Origin of the sequence: Streptomyces galbus (assembly GCF_005280195.1) — a bacterium.
GTDB classification, from domain to species: Bacteria; Actinomycetota; Actinomycetes; order Streptomycetales; family Streptomycetaceae; genus Streptomyces; species Streptomyces galbus.
Genome location: NZ_SZPR01000015.1, coordinates 196,876 through 214,490, shown reverse-complemented (window position 1 = coordinate 214,490; position 17,615 = coordinate 196,876). Strand labels below are relative to the sequence as shown.

Sequence of the window (17,615 nt, the reverse complement as noted above, 5' to 3'; positions counted from 1 at the left end):
TCACCGCGCCCGCACGACGGTCTTGCCCGTGGTGCGCCCGTGCAGCATGTCCAGGAACGCGTCCACGATGTGCTCGAAGCCGTCCACCACCGTCTCGTCGGGTGTCAGGCGGCCACTGCGCAGGTGGGGTACGGCGAAGTCGTACAGCTCCTCCTGGACGTCGGCGTAGTCGCGGACCAGGAAGCCCTCCATGCGCAGGCTCTTCTCCACGACGTCCGCGTGGTCGAAGCGCGCCACGGTCACGTCGGGGGTGTTGTACTGGCTGACGGTGCCGATGCGGACGATGCGGCCGTGCGGGCGCAACGCCCCGACCGCCGCCGCCAGTTGCTCACCGCCGACGTTGTCGACGAAGACGTCGAACCCGTCCGGCGCGGCCTCGGCGAGCAGGTCGGCGGCCGGTCCGTCGTGGTAGTCGAAGGCGGCGTCGTAGCCGACCACCCGCGTGAGGTGACCGGCCTTGGCCGCCGAGCCGGTGCTGCCCACGAGGCACCCGGCGCCGAGCAGCCGCGCGAAGCGGGCGGTGGCCGTGCCGACCCCGCCGGCCGCGCCCGACACGAACAGGTCCTCCCCCTTCTCCAGCCGGGCGATCCTGGTCAGCCCCACGTACGCGGTCAGACCGGTTCCGCCGAGGACGCTCAGGTACGCGGACAGCGGCACCCCGTCGTAGTGGGGCAGCCGGCGGATCTCCTCGGGCGTGACCACCGCGTGCGTGCGCCAGCCCCGCCGGTGGAACACGACCTCGCCCTCGGCCACCCGGGGCGTGCGGGAGGCGACGACCCGTCCCAGCGCGCGGCCTTCGAGGGGCGCGTCCAGCGCGAAGCCGCCGGGCACGTCGTCCATCATCTCGCGGTGGTAGGGGTCGACGGACCAGTAGAGGTTTTCCACCAGGGCGCCGCCGGGCGGGGGTTCGGGCAGCGCCGACTCGACGAAGGCGAAGTCCCGTGGGGTGGGGAAGCCGTGGGGGCGGGCGGTCTGGTGCACGGTGAGCGCGGTCTCGGTCATGAGCGGACCGTAGGGCGGGAATGCCCCTGACGGGCAGCGGGTTGGGGTCATGCGACACGTCGTTCCATGAGCAGCTCTCATACGGTGAGGCAGGCGCCCGGTGACCCGCACGACCGACTCCGATCTCGCCCCGCACGAACTGCGCGTGCTGGTGGCGGTCGCGGACACCGGGGGCTTCTCCGCGGCGGCCGGGACACTGGGTCTGACGCAGTCGGCGGTGTCGCACTCGGTGCGGGGCAGCGAGCGCAAGATCGGTGCCGTGCTCTTCGAGCGCGGCCGGGCCGGTGCGCGGCCCACGCCGGCCGGAGCGGCGGCGGTGGCGCACGCCCGCCGTGTCCTGCGCCTGCTGGACGTGCTGGTCGTGGAGGCGCGCGGGGCGGCCCGGCCCGACGGGTGGGAGGGGCCGCTGCGGATCGCGGCGTTCCGCAGCGCGGCGCTGCACCTGCTGCCGCCCGTGCTGGAGCGGCTGCGTGCCCGGTGCCCCGGTATCGAGCCCCGGGTGCGGATCGTCCGGGAGGTGGGGCGCGGCACGGCCGGTGAGGTGAGCGACGGCAGGGCCGACCTGGCCATCGCGACGCTCGGCGGCCCGCCGCTCGCGCCGGGGCTGGTGGCACGGGGCCTGTTCGAGGAGCCCTACGCGCTGGCGCACCCGCTGGGCCACGCCTCGCCGCGCTCCCTGCCGTTGGTCGACTGGGCGGAGAACTGCGGTGCGCACACCCGGGCTTGGTGGGCCGCACAGGACTGGATACCGGAGGCGACCGTGGAGGCCGAGGACGACGGGGCGGTGCTGTCCCTGGTGGGCGCCGGGCACGGCATGGCGGTCATGCCCGCGCTGTCCCTGGCCGGGGCACCGGCCTCCGTCGGCATCACCTCGCTCGGCCCCCGCCGCCCGACCCGGCAGGTCGGCTACGTGACCACCTCCGAGCTGGCCGGGTCGGCCGTGGTGCGCGCCGTCGTGCGGGAACTGCGCGCCCTGGGACGCGTGGTGGACGTACCGGGAGAGCATGGCGAGGGGCCCGTCCGTGATCCAGAATGATGCGATGGCCCGGCTCGAGACTCCCCGTCTGATCCTGCGTCGCTGGCGCGAGGAGGACGTCGGCCCGATGGCCGCCGTCAACGCCGACCCCGAGGTCATGCGGTGGATTCGGGACGGCGGTGTCCTCGACGAGGAGCAGACCCGCGCCAGGGTCCGGGCGTGGGAGGACGAGTGGGAGGCCCGGGGCTTCGGCCTGTTCGCCGTGGAGATCCGGTCCAGCGGCGAACTGGCCGGGTTCACCGGCCTCTCGGTGCCCGGGTACCTGCCGGAGGTGCTGCCGGCGGTCGAGGTCGGCTGGCGGTTGGGGCGGCCGCACTGGGGTCAGGGCCTGGCCACCGAGGCCGCGCGGGCCGCCGTACGGTTCGCGTTCGAGGAGCGCGGGCTGGACCGGATCGTCAGCATCGCCCAGGTGGGCAACAACGCCTCCGCACGGGTCATGGCCAAGCTCGGGATGCGTCCGGTCCTGGAGACCGCCCATCCCTCCCTGGGGCGGCGGGTACGGGTGTTCGCGCTGTCCGCGCAGCAGTACGCCACCGCCGGGTGACGGCGGGGGTCAGGGCCGCGGGCCGTCGAGGGGCAGGTCCCGGTGGAAGACGACCATGGGGCGGCCGGCGCCGTCGTAGTCGTCGACGGTCCTCGCGTCGAAGCCGAGACGGCGGTGGAAGGCGACCGACCCGGACCGGAGGTCGCGCTCGCCCCAGTACCGGGAGTGGTCGGCGACGACCTGGTGGAAGTCGGCCGCCGAGGCCGGTGCGATGTGTGTCCCCATGGTGAGGATCATGCCCCGGCCGCGGCCCGGCCGTGCCGCTACCGGTTGACCGACCGCATCCCCGCCTCGTCGTACCGCTCCCCCGCCGCCTCCGGCAGCTCCGCGGCGATGCGCGCCAGGTCGTCCGCGGTCAGCTCGATGCCGACCGCTCCGGCGTTCTGCTCCAGGTAGGTGCGGCGCTTGGTGCCGGGGATCGGCACGAGGTGCTCGCCCTGGGCCAGCACCCAGGCGATGGCCAGTTGGGCGGGGGTCACCTCCTTCTCGGCGGCGATCTCCTTCACCTTGGCCGCCAGCCGCAGGTTCGCCTCCAGGTTGGCGTCCTGGAAGCGCGGGTTCTGGCGGCGCCAGTCGTCCGCGTCCAGCTCGTCCGGCGTGCTGAACCGCCCGGCGAGGAAGCCCCGCCCGAGCGGCGAGTACGGCACGAAGCCGATCCCCAGCTCCCGGCAGGCGGGCAGCACCTCGGCCTCCACGTCCCGCGACCACAGCGAGTACTCGCTCTGCACGGCGGTGACCGGGTGCACGGCGTGGGCCCGCCGGATGGTCTCCGCGCTCGCCTCGCTCAGCCCGATGTGGCGCACCTTGCCCTCGGCCACCAGCTCGCCCAGCGCGCCGACGGTCTCCTCGATGGGCACCTTCGGGTCGACCCGGTGCTGGTAGTACAGGTCGATGTGGTCCGTGCCCAGGCGCTCCAGGGAGCCGTGCACCGAGCTGCGCACGTGCTCGGCCGAGCCGTCCTGCGGGCCCACGGTGCTGACGTCGCCCGGTACGGCGTGGTCCATCCGGTAGTTGAACTTGGTGGCGATCACGTACTCGTCGCGGTGGCCCCGGATCGCCTCGCCGACCAGCGACTCGTTGGTGAGGGGACCGTACATCTGGGCCGTGTCGAGGAAGGTGATGCCCAGGTCGAGGGCGCGCCGGATGGTGGCGATGCCCTCGTCCTCGTCGGCGGTGCCGTAGAACGCGGACATGCCCATGCATCCCAGGCCGATGGCCGACACCTCGAGGTCCCTCAGACTGCGCTTCTGCATGACGTGTCCCAGTCCTTCCCTGCGTGTTCGTTCGTGCGTCGTCCCGGCGGTGCGGGGGCCACTCGTCCATCTAGCGACAGAAGGGGCCGACCGGCATCCCGAGCCGGCGCCGCGGGTCCTGCACCGTCGCCACGACGCTACGGCCTGGAGTGCGCTCCAGCGCAAGCGCCATCGCCGGCGCCGTCGCAAGCGCTCAGCGGGAGAGGGCGGGCCGGCGCCCGCTCTCCCGGGTCCGCCGGCCAGGCATGCGGGGTTCCGGGCGGGGAAGACGCGACGAGCGCGGCTCGGCGTGTCGGTGCAGGCCGGGCCGGTGGAGCCCCATCGGGCGGGGTGGACCGGCCGTCCGGGAGCGTGCGTGCGGGTGCGGGACCGGCAGGCCCCATACTCAGTGATCGTCGCGGCCGGGTACGGCGGCGACCGTTGTCGGTGACCGGGTGGAAAGGGCAGACAGGACATGAGCGACGGGGGCCGGCCGAGCATGCCGGAGACGGTGGACAGTCCGGCGCTGCGCACGCAGCCGAGCGGCACGGCCGCGCGGTGGCTCCTGCGGCACAAGGTGCAGCCGGTGGGCCCCGCAGCGGGCGAGAGCCATGCGGAGTCGCAGCCGTGGTGGAAGGTGATGTGCCTGACCGGCGTCGACTACTTCTCCAGCCTCGCCTACGTCCCCGCGATCGCCGCGACGGCCGCCGGCGCGGTGTCACCGCTCGCGACGCTGCTGATCGTGGCGCTGACGCTGCTGGGCATGCTGCCCATGTACCGCAGGGTGGCACGGGAGAGCCCGAACGGCGCGGGGTCCGTCGCCATGCTGGAGGATCTCCTGCCGTTCTGGTGGGGCAAGTTGTTCGTCCTGGTGCTGCTCGGGTTCGTGGCCACCTCGTGGATCATCACCATCACCCTGTCCACGGCGGACGCCACGGTCCACGTGATGGAGAACCCCTTCTTCCCGGCCGCGCTGCACGGTCACCAGGTGGGCCTGACGGTGGCGCTGCTGCTGCTCCTGGGCGGCGTGTTCCTGCTCGGGTTCAACGAGGCGGTCACCGTCGCCATCCCGCTGGTCGCCGTCTTCCTGTTGCTCAACGCCATCGTCATCGCCGTCGGCCTGGTCCACGTCTTCACGACCGGCGGCGCCCTGTCGGGGTGGACGGACGCGCTCGCCGACACCGGGGGCGGCTTCGGTGACCTCGCGGGCCCCGCGGTGCTCGCCTTCCCGCTGCTCGTCCTGGGCCTGTCCGGGTTCGAGACCGGCGTGAGCATGATGCCGCTGATCGCCGCCGAGGGCGACGACCCCGAGCAGCGGCTGCGCACCCGCATCCGCAACGCCCGCCGGCTGCTCACCACGGCCGCCGCCATCATGAGCGTCTACCTGCTGGCCGCGAGCTTCGTGACCACCGTCCTCATCCCGAAGGACGAGTTCAAGCCCGGCGGGGCCGCCAACGGGCGGGCGCTGGCGTGGCTGGCCCACGAGCAGATCGGCGAGGCGTTCGGCACGGCGTACGACATCAGCACCATCCTCATCCTGTGGTTCGCCGGCGCGTCCGCCATGGCGGGACTCATCAACATCGTGCCGCGCTACCTGCCCGACTACGGCATGGCCCCCGAGTGGGGACGCGCGGTGCGGCCGGTCGTCCTCGTGTACACGGCCCTGTGCGTGCTGATCACGGTCTCCTTCGACGCCGACGTCGACGCGCAGGCCGGCGCGTACGCCACCGGCATCCTGGCGATGATGGTCTCCGGCGCCTTCGCCGTCACGGTGTCCGTCACGCGCGGGCGCCGCCGGCTCGCCACGGTCGGCTTCGCGGCGCTCACCGCGGTGCTGTTCTACGCCCTGGCCGCGAACATCGTCGACAAGCCCGACGGCATCGCCATCTCCGGGTTCTTCATCATCGGCATCGTGGCCGTCTCGCTGGTCTCCCGGGTGGCGCGCACCACCGAACTGCGCGCGGACCGGATCGTGTTCGACGACGCCGCGCGCCGCTTCGTCGCCGACACGCTCGCCCACGACGACGCCATCAACATCATCGCGAACCGCCGCGACGCCGGTGACGAGGCCGAGTACCGCGCCAAGGAGCGCGAGCAGCGCGGCGTGAACCACGTGCCGGGGCGGGCCGACGTGCTGTTCCTGGAGATCGACGTGGTCGACCCCTCGGACTTCAGCGAGACGCTCACCATCCACGGCGTCGAGGTAGGCGACTACCGGGTCCTGCGCGCCGAGGCTCCGGCCGCGCCCAACGCCATCGCGGCGATCCTGCTGGCCCTGCGCGACGCCACCGGCGTCCTCCCCCACTGCTACTTCTCGTGGGCCGAGGGCAGCCCGCTGGTGCACATGCTGCGCTACTTCCTCCTCGGCCGCGGCGACACCGCCCCGGTCACCCGCGAGATCGTGCGCAGCAACGAGCCCGACCCGGAGCGTCGCCCGGCCATCCACGTGGGCGGCTGACCCCGGGCGAGGCGCCCCCGGATCAACCGACGAACTCGTGGGCGAGGGCGATCATGGCGCGGGCCGCCGCGCCCGGGGGGTGGTCGCCCGGGACCGCGAGGGACAACGGCCACTCCAGGTCGGCGTCGTGGACCGTGAGGGTGGTGACGCCCGCCGCCGGGCGCAGGGCGAAGCGGGGCAGCAGGGCCACGCCCAGGCCGTGGCGGACGAAGTCCACCCCGGTGCCGATGTCGGTGATCTCGACGGCGACCCGGCGGGGCACGGACGCGGCGGCGAAGGCCCGGTCGGCCACGGCCCGGTTGCCGTAGCCGACCGGGGAGTCGACGAAGTCCAGTCCGGCCAGGTCGCCGATCGACACCCGTTCGCGCCGCGCGAGCGGGTGCCCGGCCGGTACGACGAGGTCGAGCACCGAACTGGTGAGGTCGATCAGCTCGATGCCCGCCGGCCGGGGGCCGGGCAGCGAGACGAAGGCGAGGTCGAGCCGCCGCTCCAGGAGGGCTTCGACCAGCCCCTGGGAGCCCGAGGGCAGGGCACTGGTCTGGAGGACGACGCCCGGGTGGCGGCGGTGGAACTCGCCGAGCAGCGCCGCGAGGTCCAGCAGCCGTACGGAGGTCAGGGTGCCCAGTCGCAGGGTGCCGCGCAGCCCGCCGCGGACCTCGGCCACCGCGTCCGCCGCTTCCTGCGCGGCGTGGAGGGTGGCGCGGGCGCGGGGCAGCAGGGCGGCCCCGGCGTCCGTGAGGAAGACCCGCTTGGAGTTGCGCTCCAGGAGCGGGGTGCCGAGCTCGCGTTCGAGGCTCTTGATCGTGCTGGACACGGCGGACTGCACGACGTGCAGCCGGGCCGCGGCGCGGGTGAAGTTCGCCTCGTCGGCCACGGCGACGAAACACTCGAGCTGACGCAGTTCCATGCCCCGAGTATCCCGCAACCATCTCCCTGAGAGATGGCAACGCTCACAAACTGTCGTTGGACGAGATGGATTCGCCGGTCCAGTCTGGGGACTGTCCGAGCACGTTCCAGCAAGTCGCTCGCCCCAGATCGGGAGCCCGTCATGGCGCAGTCGGTGTCCGCACTCAACCAGCTCCATCAGCCCGGCCGCCCAGCGGGGCCCGTCGGCGACCGGCGCCACGGCGTCGGGTTCGCCCTCATCGCGTTCGCGTTCCTGACGGCGATGGCGTTCTCCACGGTGCCCACGCCGCTGTACCCGCTGTACATGGCCGAGGACGGGTTCTCCACTTTCACGGTGACGGTCGTCTTCGCGACCTACGCGGTCGGTGTGATCATCAGCCTGGTGCTGGCCGGCCACCTGTCGGACCAGCTCGGCCGCAAGAAGCTGCTGCTGCCCGCGATCGGGCTGGAGCTGGTCGCGGCGGTGCTCTTCCTGACGAGCACCGCGCTGCCCGTCCTGCTCCTCGCCCGGCTCGTCACGGGTCTCGGCGTCGGCATGGTCACCGCCACCGCGACGGCCCACCTGCACGACCTGCACAGCGCCCACCGGCCCGGTGCCTCCACGCAGCGCTTCGAGCTGGTCTCCACCGCCGCCAACATCGGCGGCCTGGGCGTCGGCCCGCTCGTCGCCGGTGTCCTCGCCCAGTGGGTCACCGGCCCGCTGCGCACCCCGTACCTCGTGTTCGCGGCCCTGCTGCTGGCGAGCGCCGTCGCGATCGCCCTGACGCCGGAAACGGTCGAGACGCCCCGCGTACGACCGGCCTACCGGCCCCAGCGCGTCTCGGTCGACCACGGCGACCGGGCGGGCTTCACCGCCGCCGCGACCGCGGGGTTCGCGTCCTTCGCCGTCTTCGGTCTGTTCACCTCGGTGGCTCCGGGGTTCGTCGCGGGCTCCCTGCACCACCCCTCCCGTGCCCTCGCGGGGCTGATCGTGTTCGTGGTGTTCGGTGCCGCGGCCACCGCGCAGAGCCTGACCGCCGGGCTGGGCACCGCCGCGAAGCGCACCCTGGGCCTGGTGGCCCAACTGGCCGGTGTCGTGACCCTGGTCGCCGGGATGCACACCGCCGACCTCACCACGTTCCTCGTGGGCGGCGTCGTCGCCGGCATCGGCGCGGGGGTCCTGTTCAAGGCGTCCGTCGGCACGGTGGCCGCGCTGGCCGCCCCCGCGAAGCGCAGCGAGGCCCTCGCCGGACTGTTCCTGATCTCCTACCTGGGCCTCACCCTGCCGGCGGTCGGCATCGGCTTGGCCACGCGCTCCTTCTCGGCGGTCACGGTGATGACGTGGTTCGCCGCTGCGCTGCTGGTCCTGCTCGGCGCGGTCGCCGCCCTGGCCCGCCGCCGGTCGGACGGCGCCTGAGCCGCCGCCGGGGCGTCCACGCCCCGGCGGTACGGTCTCCCACAGACGATCTTGGGAGAGGGACCTGGAACCGGCCGAGGTGCGATGGGTCCTGCGGCGCCGGGACCGAGATGTCGACATCCGGCTTCATCGCTTCGCCGACATGTCAACGAGTCTCGACCTGCCCGACCGCGAAGGCCGACTCTGCTGGAGTTCGACGCAGTCCCGCAGCGCGCTGGGACATGCGGTGCTGGCGGCGGCGCAGGCCGTCTGGCGGGACAACGGGGAGGAGGGCTACCGGGAGAGGTGGGGGGGAGCATCCCTTCCCGGTGGCCGCGGTGCAGGACCTGAGGCGCCTGCACCGGAGGGACGACGCATGCCCACTGGAGCACGACCCGCTGCCGTAGGGCCCGTTCGGCGCACAGGTGCGATGACACGTGGCACGCGGCCCGCACCGAGCGGGCCGCGTGGCCATGCGTTCGTACTCAGGCTCGGATCAGTGACCAGCGGGCTCCTCGGGGGCGAGGAGCACGGCCGCCCGGCTGCTGTGCGCGACGGCGTCGCTGACGCGGGGGCTGAGGATGGCCTCGAGGGCGCCGCGGTGGTGGGGGCTGAGGATGATCAGGTCGGCATCCCACTCCTCGGCGGCGGTGGAGACGGCGGCGGCTATCTGCGTGGTCAGGGCACGGGCGACGACGCCGTCGGCCTCGACACCCGCGTCCCGCAGCGAGGTGACGGCCTCGTCGAGGATGAGCTTGGCCTCCGCGTCGTCCTCCAGGGACACCACGGCGGCGAGGGTCGCGGACGACGTGGCTACGTGCACGACCCTGGCCCGGGCCCCTGTCAGCCGGGCCATGTCACCGGCCAGGCGTACGACGGCCTGACGGGCGGGCCCGGAGTCGACAGCGAGGAGAATGCGCTGGAACATGGGTGATTCCTCTGTCTCTGTACGCAGGGCGCCCGCCGAGCGAACGCGCCTCGCCGAGCATGATCAACACCCTCTGAACAACCCGACGCCGCCGATCTGTTCCTGGCCGCTCCGGGTGAACTCGCGTCGACCACTCCGCGTGCGGCTCACCCGCCCCCCTCCCGCGGGAACTCCCGACACAAGCGCCCCCCTTGTGCGTCCGCGATGTCGATGACGATGCCGGTCCACTCCTCCGCGGGCTCCTCGGGTACGCGGCCCAGGAGGTACTCGGCACCCCCGAGCAGGTCCTCCGTCACCCCGACCCCCGTCAGCCGCTCGGCCAGGGCGAAGGTGGCCGCCTTGGTGTCGACGTCGCGGCCGTCCCCGCCCGCCGGGGCCCCGTCGCCCTGCGGCAGGTCGAAACCCACCTCGCTCATCACGGAGTTGAGCGCGTCGGGGGTGCTGCCCGACCTCGCCGTGGGCCACTCGAACGTGGTCCGCAGTTCCCCGTCCTCGTACCAGTGGAAGAAGTGCATCGGCTTGCCGCCGTTGCTGGTGTGCGCGACGGCCCGTCCGCCCGCCGACAACGCCTCCAGGACGTGCGGCCGTATCCCCGTGCCCCCGTCCCCGAGCAGCAGGACCAGCGTCCAGTCGCCCCCCTCGCCCGGTACGCCGAACGCGCCCGCCAGGAAGGGCTCGTCCCCGTCGTCCGCCGCGTCGAACAGCTCGTCCTGCTCCTCGACGAGCGCCTCCGCGCCCGAGCAACTGCCGTGGGGCTCCGCCCCCATCACCCGCAGCACCTCCGCGGGCACGACACCGCGCACGAGCGCCAGGGTGTACCCGACCTCCAGCGCGTGCCGGAACAGCGGGGAGGAACGTATCCAGGCGTATTCGTCTGCGGTCACCGAGGTCATGCGCCCAGTGTGGCCGCCCCCACCGACAAGCCCGTGCCGGCGGTCCGCGGCAGCACTGGGCGCGCGGGGCGGCAGGGCCGGAGCTATCGTCGGAGGGACGGACCCGGGCATACCGGAGCCCCCCGCGGCGCCACCCTGGAGCGCGGATGGACCACCGCAGACGCATCACCGCACCGGGCGGCCTGTTCCGTGATGCCGACTTCGACTACGAGGCCCGCATCATGCTGGGCGCGGCGGCGTGCGGCGTCGGGGACGTCGGCCTGGTGCTCGCGACGATCGACCGGATCACCGACGGCGATCCGGACAGCTGGTTCGACGCCTGGACCGGGCTGGCCGCCGACCTCTCCGCGCGCGGCGACGAGGCTCTCGAGGCGGGGCACGTCGACACGGCGCGCTGGGCGCTGGTGGCCGCGTCCCAGTACCACGGCAAGGCGCTGGTCTTCGTCGACGGCATGGCCGACCAGTCGGTGCTCCTCCCGACGTTCCGCACGCACCGCGCCTGCTGGGACCGGTTCGTCGACGCGTCCGCCGGCAGCCACGTGCGCGTGGAGGTGCCGTACGAGGACCGGCCCATGCCGGGGTACCTGCTGCGTCCCGACGCCTCGGGCGCCGCGCGCCCGACGCTGGTCGTCACCAACGGCAGCGACGGCACGCTGCCCAGTCTGCTGAGCTACGGAGCGGCGGACGCCCTGGCCCGAGGATGGAACGCGTTCCTGTTCGACGGGCCGGGCCAGCAGTCGATGCTCTTCGAGCACCAAGTGCCCTTCCGCCACGACTGGGAGGCCGTGCTCACCCCCGTCCTGGACACGCTGCTGCTGCGGTCCGACGTCGACGGGGACGCGCTGGTGGGTTACGGCATCAGCCAGGGCGGATACTGGATCACCCGCGCTCTGGCCTTCGAGCACCGGCTGCGGGCGGCGGTGGCCGACCCGGGCGTGGTGGACGTCAGCGCCTCCTGGACAGCGGCCCTGCCCGAGCCGCTGCTCGCGCTGCTGGACGCCGGCCGCAAGGACGAGTTCGATGCCGCGGTCGGGGCGCACGCGGACCCCGCACGCATGCGGACCCTCGCCTTCCGCAGCAGGCCGTACGCCGCGGACACGCTCTACGACCTGCTCACCGAGGTGCGCCGCTACCAGGTGCGCGATGTCGTCGGGCAGATCACCACCCCGCTGCTGGTGCTGGACCCGGACGACGAGCAGTTCTTCCCCGGCCAGCCGCGCGAGCTCTACGCGTTGCTGCCCCAGGAGAAGCAGATCCTGGGGTTCACCGAGGCGCAGGGCGCGAACGGGCACTGCCAGCCCACCGGTCGCCGCCTCACCCACCACGCCCTGCTCGACTTCCTCGGCGACCACCTGCCGGACCGCGGCCCTTGACGTCCTCCCGCGAGGGGAGCCGGCGGCGTGAGGCCGAGGTTGGTGGGCATCCGCATCTCTGGGTCCGGCCGGTGGCCGGGCCGCACTGCCCGTCCCCTCGACCTGCCAGGAGAGTCCGCGTGATCCTCGACGGCATACCCGCGTCCGCCGCCCCGCGTGGCGAACTCGACGCGGAGGCCCGTAAGCAACGTCTGCGTCGCCGCCTGGAGCGGCTGATCGGCGTGGCCGCCACCGAGGGCAACGAGCTGCTCCCCCTGCGCAACGGCGACGAGATCTTCCCCGCGATGCTGGACGCGATCCGCGGGGCCCGCCACACGATCGACATGATGACGTTCGTGTACTGGCGCGGCCAGATCGCCCGCGACTTCGCCGCCGCCCTCGCCGACCGCGCCCGGGCGGGCGTGCGGGTGCGGCTGCTGCTCGACGGGTTCGGCGCCAAGGAGATCGAGCCGGACCTGCTGGACCTGATGGACGAGGCCGGGGTGCAGGTCGCCTGGTTCCGCAAGCCCGTCTGGCTGTCGCCGTTCAAGCAGAACCACCGCTGCCACCGCAAAGCGCTGGTCGTCGACGAGCACACGGCGTTCACCGGCGGGGTCGGCATCGCGGAGGAGTGGTGCGGCGACGCCCGTAGTCCCGACGAGTGGCGGGACACCCACGTCCAGGTGCGGGGCCCGGCGGTGGACGGCATCGCCGCGGCGTTCGCCCAGAACTGGGCCGAGTGCCACGACGAACTCTTCGACGACCGCGACCGGTTCACCGAGCATCCGCAGCCCGGCTCGTCGGTCGTCCAGGTGGTGCGCGGTTCGGCGAGCCTGGGCTGGCAGGACATGCAGACCCTGATCCGGGTCATGCTGACCTCCGCCGAGGAGCGCTTCCGCCTCGCCACGGCCTACTTCGCGCCCGACCCGTACTTCGTGGACCTGTTGTGCCGCACCGCTCGCCGGGGCGTGCGGGTGGAGATCCTGCTGCCCGGCCCGTACACCGACCAGCGTGCCTGCCGGCTCGCCGGCCAGCACTACTACCGGCGTCTGCTGGAGGCGGGCGTGCGCATCCGGCAGTTCCAGCCGACGATGATGCACGCCAAGATCATCACCGTGGACTCGGTGGCCTCGCTCATCGGGTCCACCAACTTCAACCGCCGGTCGATGGACCACGACGAGGAGGTCATGCTCGCGGTCCTGGACGAGCGGTTCACCGCCACGCTGGACGCCGACTACGACGCCGACGTGGAGCGCAGTGTGGACATGGACCTCGAACGGTGGAAGCGCCGGCCGGTCCGGCAGCGCGCCAAGGAGGCCGCCGTCATCCCGATCCGGCGGTTCCTGTGACGGACACGACCAGGACTGTCACATCCCGACGGTGAACGCTACGTCGTGACCGGCGGGTTGGCGGGCGAGGGCTCCGGTGGCGACCAGCGCAGCGGCACCGCGCCGGGCGTCTCGATCACCTCGGACACCGTGAAGCGCACCCGGCGCTCCCCGTCCGCCGTGAACCGCGTCTGCCCCTCTCCGGTCACCTGCAGGGTGGTGCCCGTCGTCCAGTCCAGGAACAGCAGGCCGGCACGGGGGTCCACGGCGAGGTTGCCCAGGGTGAGGAACATGGCGTTGCCCGCGTAGTCCGGCCAGGTCAGCTCGCGTGCCGAGCCGGTCCGTACGAAGCCCGGAAGTCCGCCCCGGTGGCTCACCTCCGCCCGCCCGTCGTGCACGGTGGCGAGGAAGAAGGTGTCGGCCGAGGCGACGAACGCCCGCTGCGCGTCGGTCAGTTCGTGGCCGTGCCGCGGGGCACCGGCGGCCCGCCCGGGCAGCAGCTCGTAGGACTCCCTCCGCTGGATGTACTTGGGGCAATTGGCGAAGACGCGCTGCGCCGTCACCGCGAACCCCGCCTCGGTGGTCCGCAGTTCGCCGTTGAGGCGCATGCGGCGGCGGGTGCGCGGGTCCAGGGCGATGGTCGCGACCGGCGTGCCGTCGGTGGCGAGGGCACGGGCGAGCGGGTCTCCCGGCCGGAGCCGGCCCGTCACGGACATCTGGCGCGGGCCGGTCGCCCGGACGAAACCGGGCCGTCCGACCAGCGGTGACGCCCAGACCCGCCCGTCGTCCGGGGCGGCCGCGCCGAGCACCAGCAGCGGCTGGAGCTCCAGGAAGGCCGCCGCCACCGGTTTGATGCCGTCGCCGACCGCCCGACCCACGTGATCGGCGAGGTCGCGGACCCCGGCCCGGTCCTGCACGGCACGTGAGCCCTCGTGGTAGATCCCCGTCCGGGTTCCCATGACTAGAAGAAACCGCAGGTCGGAGCGGACTCGTGCGGCGCGGGCGCGCCCTCGGCGCCGGACGGCGCGGAGATCTCCAGCCGTATGCCGTCGGGGTCGTGGAAGAAGATGCCGCCGGACGCCGCCCCCTCGCGGTGGGCGACGACACCATCGTGCGCGAAGTCGACGCCCCGCCTGCGCAGGGCCTGCTCGTACGCCGTGACCCGTTCGATCGACTCGACCTGGAAGGCGAGGTGGTGCAGCCCGGAGCGGGCCGGGTCGTACGCGTCGCCCGCCTGCTCCCACAGCGTGAGGACCAGGCTCTCGCCGTCGCCGAGGAACGCGTACCGCCTGCCCTCCTCCTTGCCCTCCCCCACCAGCACGAAGTCCAGGACGTCGCGGTAGAAGGCCAGCGAGCGGTCGAGGTCGGTGACGTTGAGGCCGACGTGGCCGGTGCGCATGGTGGTCATGGCTCTCCCTCACAGATATAACCGTTGACCGACACGTTAGGGGTTAGAATAGAGGAGAGTCAACCAGTCACGTACGATTCAGTGGTTAGCCCGGAAGGAGTCCGTCATATCCGCCCCCCACGACCCGCGCCCCCTGACCGGCGAGCCGCTCGCGCTGGACCTGCTCAACACCCGATGGAACAGCGACGGCGTGGTCCAGGACCTGCTCGGCGACCTGGACGGGCTCGCGCTCTGGCTCGACGCGAACGGGCTGGGCGACGGCCGGTTCCCCGCGGACGCGGCGACGCTGCGCCACCTGCTCCAGGCGCGCGACGCCCTGCTGCGGGCCGTAGCCGGCACCGGCGACGAGGAGGGCCGGGCGGCGGTCGACGCGGTCCTCGGGCACGGCCGGATCCGGGCCACGCTCACCGCCGAAGGGCCGGGCGAGGTACCGGAGTTCGGCGACCCGGCGTGGGGTCCGGCCTGGCTGGCCGCGCGCAACTACCTGGAGCTGCTGGCGACCGCCCCGGACCGCATCCGCCCCTGCGCCCACGAGGCGTGCATCCTGCACTTCTTCGACACGTCACGCAACGGCACCCGCCGCTGGTGCTCGATGGCGGGCTGCGGCAACCGGGCCAAGGCGTCCCGGCACTACGCCCGTTCGAAGGGCTGAGGCACCGGGCGGCGGACCCGCCGCCCGGTCCGGGAGATCAAGGTCGGCCGCGGGTCCCGGAGTCCGACGGCGGCACCCGTTCGGTGAGCGCCGCGACGACGCTCAGCGCGGTCCTCGCCGTACCCGTGACCAGGGTGGCCGCCGGCGTCACCCACCGGTCCAGCCGGCGCTGCACGTCGGCGTCCAGCTCGATGGTGACCCGCACGTACCGGTTGCTCAGCGTGGTGACGCGGGGCGCGAGCGGCGGGGGTTCGACCGGCTCGCGCCGCAGGGCCGCGCGGTAGTTGTCCTTGCGCTGGTTCATACGCCTTCCTCACGCTCGGGGTTCACGCGCCTTCGCGGCGCTTGAGGAGTTCGCCGGCGAGGTCCATGTAGGCCGTGTTCTCGACCTGGACCGGGCCCCCGAAGGACTGGGAGTACAGGTCGAGGCGGGCGATCTGCGTGTCGAGCACGTCGAAGCCCCGTTCCGCGAGCACCTCCCGCGCGTCGGCGTCCGGACCGGTGCGGGTCGACTCCCGGCGGTTGGTGCGGTTGAGCAGCACCGCCGTGCGGGCCGGCTCGGCGCGCAGCGACTGCACCTCGCCCATCTCGGCCTGGATGGGCGCCATCCGGTCCAGCTCGATGGGCGCGGGGGTGACCGGCACGATCCACTCGTCGGCGTGGCGCATCACGCCGCGGGCGATGCGGGCGTGGTCCTCCAGTTGCGGCGCGTCCAGCACCACGGCCTGCCGCCCGCCCAAGAAGTCGTCGATACAGCGGTGTACGTCGCCCACGGGAAGGGCGACCACGGGGAAGGGGAAACCGCCGGCGAGTTCGCTCCAGCGCAGCGCCGAACCGGCGGGGTCGCTGTCGACGAGCAACGGCGGCACGTCCATCGCGCACAGGGCATGGGCCAGCCACACCGCGCTGGTGGTCTTGCCCACGCCGGGTTTCAGATTCACGAATGCACAGCTCAGCAGCACGTCCGCCACCGTAGGGGGCTCCACCCGGAGGGCGCGGCCCGCCGCGCGGGGAGGCCGCCCCGGTTCACCCGGGGGCCGGTCGCGGCGGGCCACCGGTCCGGGCGCCCCGGGTCAGCCGCGGAGGTCGCGCCAGCGCGGGGCTTCGTCGTCGGGGGTGCGGGGGGAGCCGAAGTGGAACGGCACCTCCAGGTGGTCGGCCAGGGCACGGCCGGCCTCGGCCGCGGCCGTCGCCGGGGGCCGGCCGCCGCTGCTGCCGTACACGGTCGCCAGGTGGCCTTCACCCGCCGGGTCGTCGAGCACGGCGACCAGCACCACGAACCAGTCGTGGAACGTGTCCCCGCCCCACAGGGCCTCGACCGCCGCCACACGCCCGGGGAGGGCGGCGGCGCGCTCCGCGAGGGAGGCGACGTCCAGCGGGTCGGGCGGTCTGCGCCGCACCCGGTCCCCGAGGGCCGCGTAGCGGGCCTCGACCACCTGCTCCGCCTCCCGCAGGCCCAGCCCGAGAGGGCGCAGCGCCTCCCACACCGTCCTGATCGCCCCGAGCGCCGCGTCGCGCAGGACGTCCTCGTCGACCTCCCGGCGGGTTCGCTCCTCCAGGTAGGACCACCAGCCGCTCATGGGACCGCCCGGCGGGGCGCAAGGGTACGGGGCACGGGGTCGAACGTACCCGGTCAGGAACCGCTCCCCGCTCCCCCGGGCTCCGCCGGGCGGTAGGTCAAGACCGCGAGGCCGGGGTCGTGGCCCGGGCCGGCACCGACCAGCTCCCAGGAGCGGGGCAGGGCGCCGGGCCGGTGGTACGGGGCGCCGTCGACGAAGACGGGCACGACGGTCAGCGTCAGCTCGTCGACGAGGCCGGCGTCGCACAGGGTCTGGCCGAACCGGCCGTGCCCGTAGACGATCAGGTCCCCTCCAGGGGTGTCCTTGAGCGCGGCCACGGCCTGCGCGGGGTCGCCCGCGACCACGCTCGTGTTCGTCCAGTCCTCCTCCTGGAGGGTGGGGGAGAACACGTACTTCTTCATGGGGTTGATGTGCTCGGCGTACGGCCCCGACGCGGCCGGCCACTGGCGGGGGAACTGACCGCGGTGGCCGGACTCGTCGTCGCCCTGGACCAGCTCGTCGTCGCCACCGCGCTGGAGACGATCCGGCGGGACCTGGGCGCCTCGATGGCCGATCTGGAGTGGACCGTCAACGCGTTCGGGCTCGGGTTCGCCGGGCTGCTCATCCCGGCGGCCGAGTTCGGCGACCGGATCGGCCGCAAGCGGGCCTACCTGTCGGGTCTGCTGCTGTTCGCCGCCGCCTTGCGATGCTGGCTCGGTGGCGGCCCCGGATACGGGTTCGTCAGCGTGCCCAGAGCGCGCGGTGCCTACCTCGTTGCTCTCGCTCAGGCCCTGTACCGGGGACGGCGGTTCGACGGACGGTGTGGGGACGGACCCCGGCTTCGTCTGGTCGTGAACGGGAGCAGCGAGCATGAGTGATCGTGAGCCGCGGGAAGCCATGGGCACGGCACAGCCGTCCCAGACCGTCTCCACCTTCCCCTCC

At 73.3% G+C, this 17,615-nt stretch carries 20 protein-coding genes; 8 read left to right on the top strand and 12 right to left on the bottom strand.

Going from position 1 to position 17,615, the window contains the following annotated elements; translation table 11 throughout:
- Window positions 1-1,002, bottom strand: a complete 1,002-nt coding sequence (locus E4U92_RS19425; protein ID WP_137301697.1) for an NADP-dependent oxidoreductase — start codon at window positions 1,000-1,002, stop codon at window positions 1-3.
- Window positions 1,003-1,102: 100 nt separating this feature from the next.
- On the opposite strand from E4U92_RS19425, the gene E4U92_RS19420 reads away from it, so the two are divergent.
- Both E4U92_RS19420 and E4U92_RS19415 read left to right on the top strand, forming a co-directional pair.
- The gene (locus tag E4U92_RS19420; protein ID WP_137301696.1) at window positions 1,103-2,038 is read left to right on the top strand and encodes a LysR family transcriptional regulator; all 936 of its coding nucleotides are present in this window, start codon (window positions 1,103-1,105) and stop codon (window positions 2,036-2,038) included.
- 4 nt (window positions 2,039-2,042) lie between these two features.
- Window positions 2,043-2,582, top strand: a complete 540-nt coding sequence (locus tag E4U92_RS19415; RefSeq protein ID WP_137301695.1) for a GNAT family N-acetyltransferase — start codon at window positions 2,043-2,045, stop codon at window positions 2,580-2,582.
- 9 nt (window positions 2,583-2,591) lie between these two features.
- On the opposite strand, the gene E4U92_RS19410 is transcribed toward E4U92_RS19415, so the two are convergent.
- Window positions 2,592-2,819, bottom strand: coding sequence for a hypothetical protein (locus E4U92_RS19410; protein WP_168725154.1), 228 nt, complete (start codon window positions 2,817-2,819; stop codon window positions 2,592-2,594).
- 26 nt (window positions 2,820-2,845) lie between these two features.
- A complete protein-coding gene (locus tag E4U92_RS19405; protein WP_137301693.1) occupies window positions 2,846-3,835 on the bottom strand; it encodes an aldo/keto reductase in 990 nt (329 codons plus the stop codon).
- Between the two features lie 478 nt (window positions 3,836-4,313).
- Between E4U92_RS19405 and E4U92_RS19400 the strand changes: the two genes are divergently transcribed.
- Complete coding sequence (locus tag E4U92_RS19400) at window positions 4,314-6,272, top strand: APC family permease (protein WP_373311620.1); 1,959 nt, start codon at window positions 4,314-4,316, stop codon at window positions 6,270-6,272.
- Between the two features lie 22 nt (window positions 6,273-6,294).
- Here E4U92_RS19400 and E4U92_RS19395 read toward each other — a convergent pair whose 3' ends face one another.
- The gene (locus E4U92_RS19395) at window positions 6,295-7,179 is read right to left on the bottom strand and encodes a LysR family transcriptional regulator (protein ID WP_137301691.1); all 885 of its coding nucleotides are present in this window, start codon (window positions 7,177-7,179) and stop codon (window positions 6,295-6,297) included.
- A 141-nt stretch (window positions 7,180-7,320) separates the two neighbouring features.
- On the opposite strand from E4U92_RS19395, the gene E4U92_RS19390 reads away from it, so the two are divergent.
- Window positions 7,321-8,574: an MFS transporter gene (locus E4U92_RS19390; RefSeq protein WP_137301690.1), complete on the top strand. Its 1,254-nt coding sequence runs from the start codon at window positions 7,321-7,323 to the stop codon at window positions 8,572-8,574.
- Window positions 8,575-9,049: 475 nt separating this feature from the next.
- On the opposite strand, the gene E4U92_RS19385 is transcribed toward E4U92_RS19390, so the two are convergent.
- The gene (locus tag E4U92_RS19385) at window positions 9,050-9,481 is read right to left on the bottom strand and encodes a universal stress protein (RefSeq protein ID WP_137301689.1); all 432 of its coding nucleotides are present in this window, start codon (window positions 9,479-9,481) and stop codon (window positions 9,050-9,052) included.
- Window positions 9,482-9,627: 146 nt separating this feature from the next.
- A complete protein-coding gene (locus tag E4U92_RS19380; RefSeq protein ID WP_137301688.1) occupies window positions 9,628-10,374 on the bottom strand; it encodes a DUF6461 domain-containing protein in 747 nt (248 codons plus the stop codon).
- Window positions 10,375-10,520: 146 nt separating this feature from the next.
- On the opposite strand from E4U92_RS19380, the gene E4U92_RS19375 reads away from it, so the two are divergent.
- Together E4U92_RS19375 and E4U92_RS19370 are read left to right on the top strand one after the other, a co-directional pair.
- The gene (locus tag E4U92_RS19375; RefSeq protein ID WP_137301687.1) at window positions 10,521-11,747 is read left to right on the top strand and encodes an alpha/beta hydrolase family protein; all 1,227 of its coding nucleotides are present in this window, start codon (window positions 10,521-10,523) and stop codon (window positions 11,745-11,747) included.
- 119 nt (window positions 11,748-11,866) lie between these two features.
- Entirely contained in the window at window positions 11,867-13,075 is a 1,209-nt protein-coding gene (locus E4U92_RS19370) for a phospholipase D-like domain-containing protein (protein WP_373311615.1), read from the top strand.
- A gap of 38 nt (window positions 13,076-13,113) precedes the next feature.
- Here E4U92_RS19370 and E4U92_RS19365 read toward each other — a convergent pair whose 3' ends face one another.
- Together E4U92_RS19365 and E4U92_RS19360 are read right to left on the bottom strand one after the other, a co-directional pair.
- Entirely contained in the window at window positions 13,114-14,013 is a 900-nt protein-coding gene (locus E4U92_RS19365; protein WP_137301686.1) for a pyridoxamine 5'-phosphate oxidase family protein, read from the bottom strand.
- Window positions 14,014-14,015: 2 nt separating this feature from the next.
- Window positions 14,016-14,462, bottom strand: a complete 447-nt coding sequence (locus tag E4U92_RS19360; RefSeq protein ID WP_137301685.1) for a VOC family protein — start codon at window positions 14,460-14,462, stop codon at window positions 14,016-14,018.
- A 106-nt stretch (window positions 14,463-14,568) separates the two neighbouring features.
- Here E4U92_RS19360 and E4U92_RS19355 point away from each other — a divergent pair, with 106 nt between their 5' ends.
- A complete protein-coding gene (locus E4U92_RS19355; protein ID WP_137301684.1) occupies window positions 14,569-15,114 on the top strand; it encodes a CGNR zinc finger domain-containing protein in 546 nt (181 codons plus the stop codon).
- A 37-nt stretch (window positions 15,115-15,151) separates the two neighbouring features.
- Here E4U92_RS19355 and E4U92_RS19350 read toward each other — a convergent pair whose 3' ends face one another.
- From E4U92_RS19350 to E4U92_RS19335, 4 genes are all read right to left on the bottom strand, one after another.
- Window positions 15,152-15,418, bottom strand: coding sequence for a hypothetical protein (locus tag E4U92_RS19350; RefSeq protein WP_137301683.1), 267 nt, complete (start codon window positions 15,416-15,418; stop codon window positions 15,152-15,154).
- Window positions 15,419-15,440: 22 nt separating this feature from the next.
- Complete coding sequence (locus E4U92_RS19345; protein WP_229862972.1) at window positions 15,441-16,055, bottom strand: ParA family protein; 615 nt, start codon at window positions 16,053-16,055, stop codon at window positions 15,441-15,443.
- A 132-nt stretch (window positions 16,056-16,187) separates the two neighbouring features.
- The gene (locus tag E4U92_RS19340; RefSeq protein WP_137301682.1) at window positions 16,188-16,694 is read right to left on the bottom strand and encodes a hypothetical protein; all 507 of its coding nucleotides are present in this window, start codon (window positions 16,692-16,694) and stop codon (window positions 16,188-16,190) included.
- 53 nt (window positions 16,695-16,747) lie between these two features.
- Complete coding sequence (locus E4U92_RS19335) at window positions 16,748-17,095, bottom strand: dihydrofolate reductase family protein (protein ID WP_137301681.1); 348 nt, start codon at window positions 17,093-17,095, stop codon at window positions 16,748-16,750.
- Between the two features lie 63 nt (window positions 17,096-17,158).
- On the opposite strand from E4U92_RS19335, the gene E4U92_RS19330 reads away from it, so the two are divergent.
- Entirely contained in the window at window positions 17,159-17,551 is a 393-nt protein-coding gene (locus E4U92_RS19330; RefSeq protein ID WP_229862970.1) for an MFS transporter, read from the top strand.
- Window positions 17,552-17,615 lie beyond the last annotated feature (64 nt).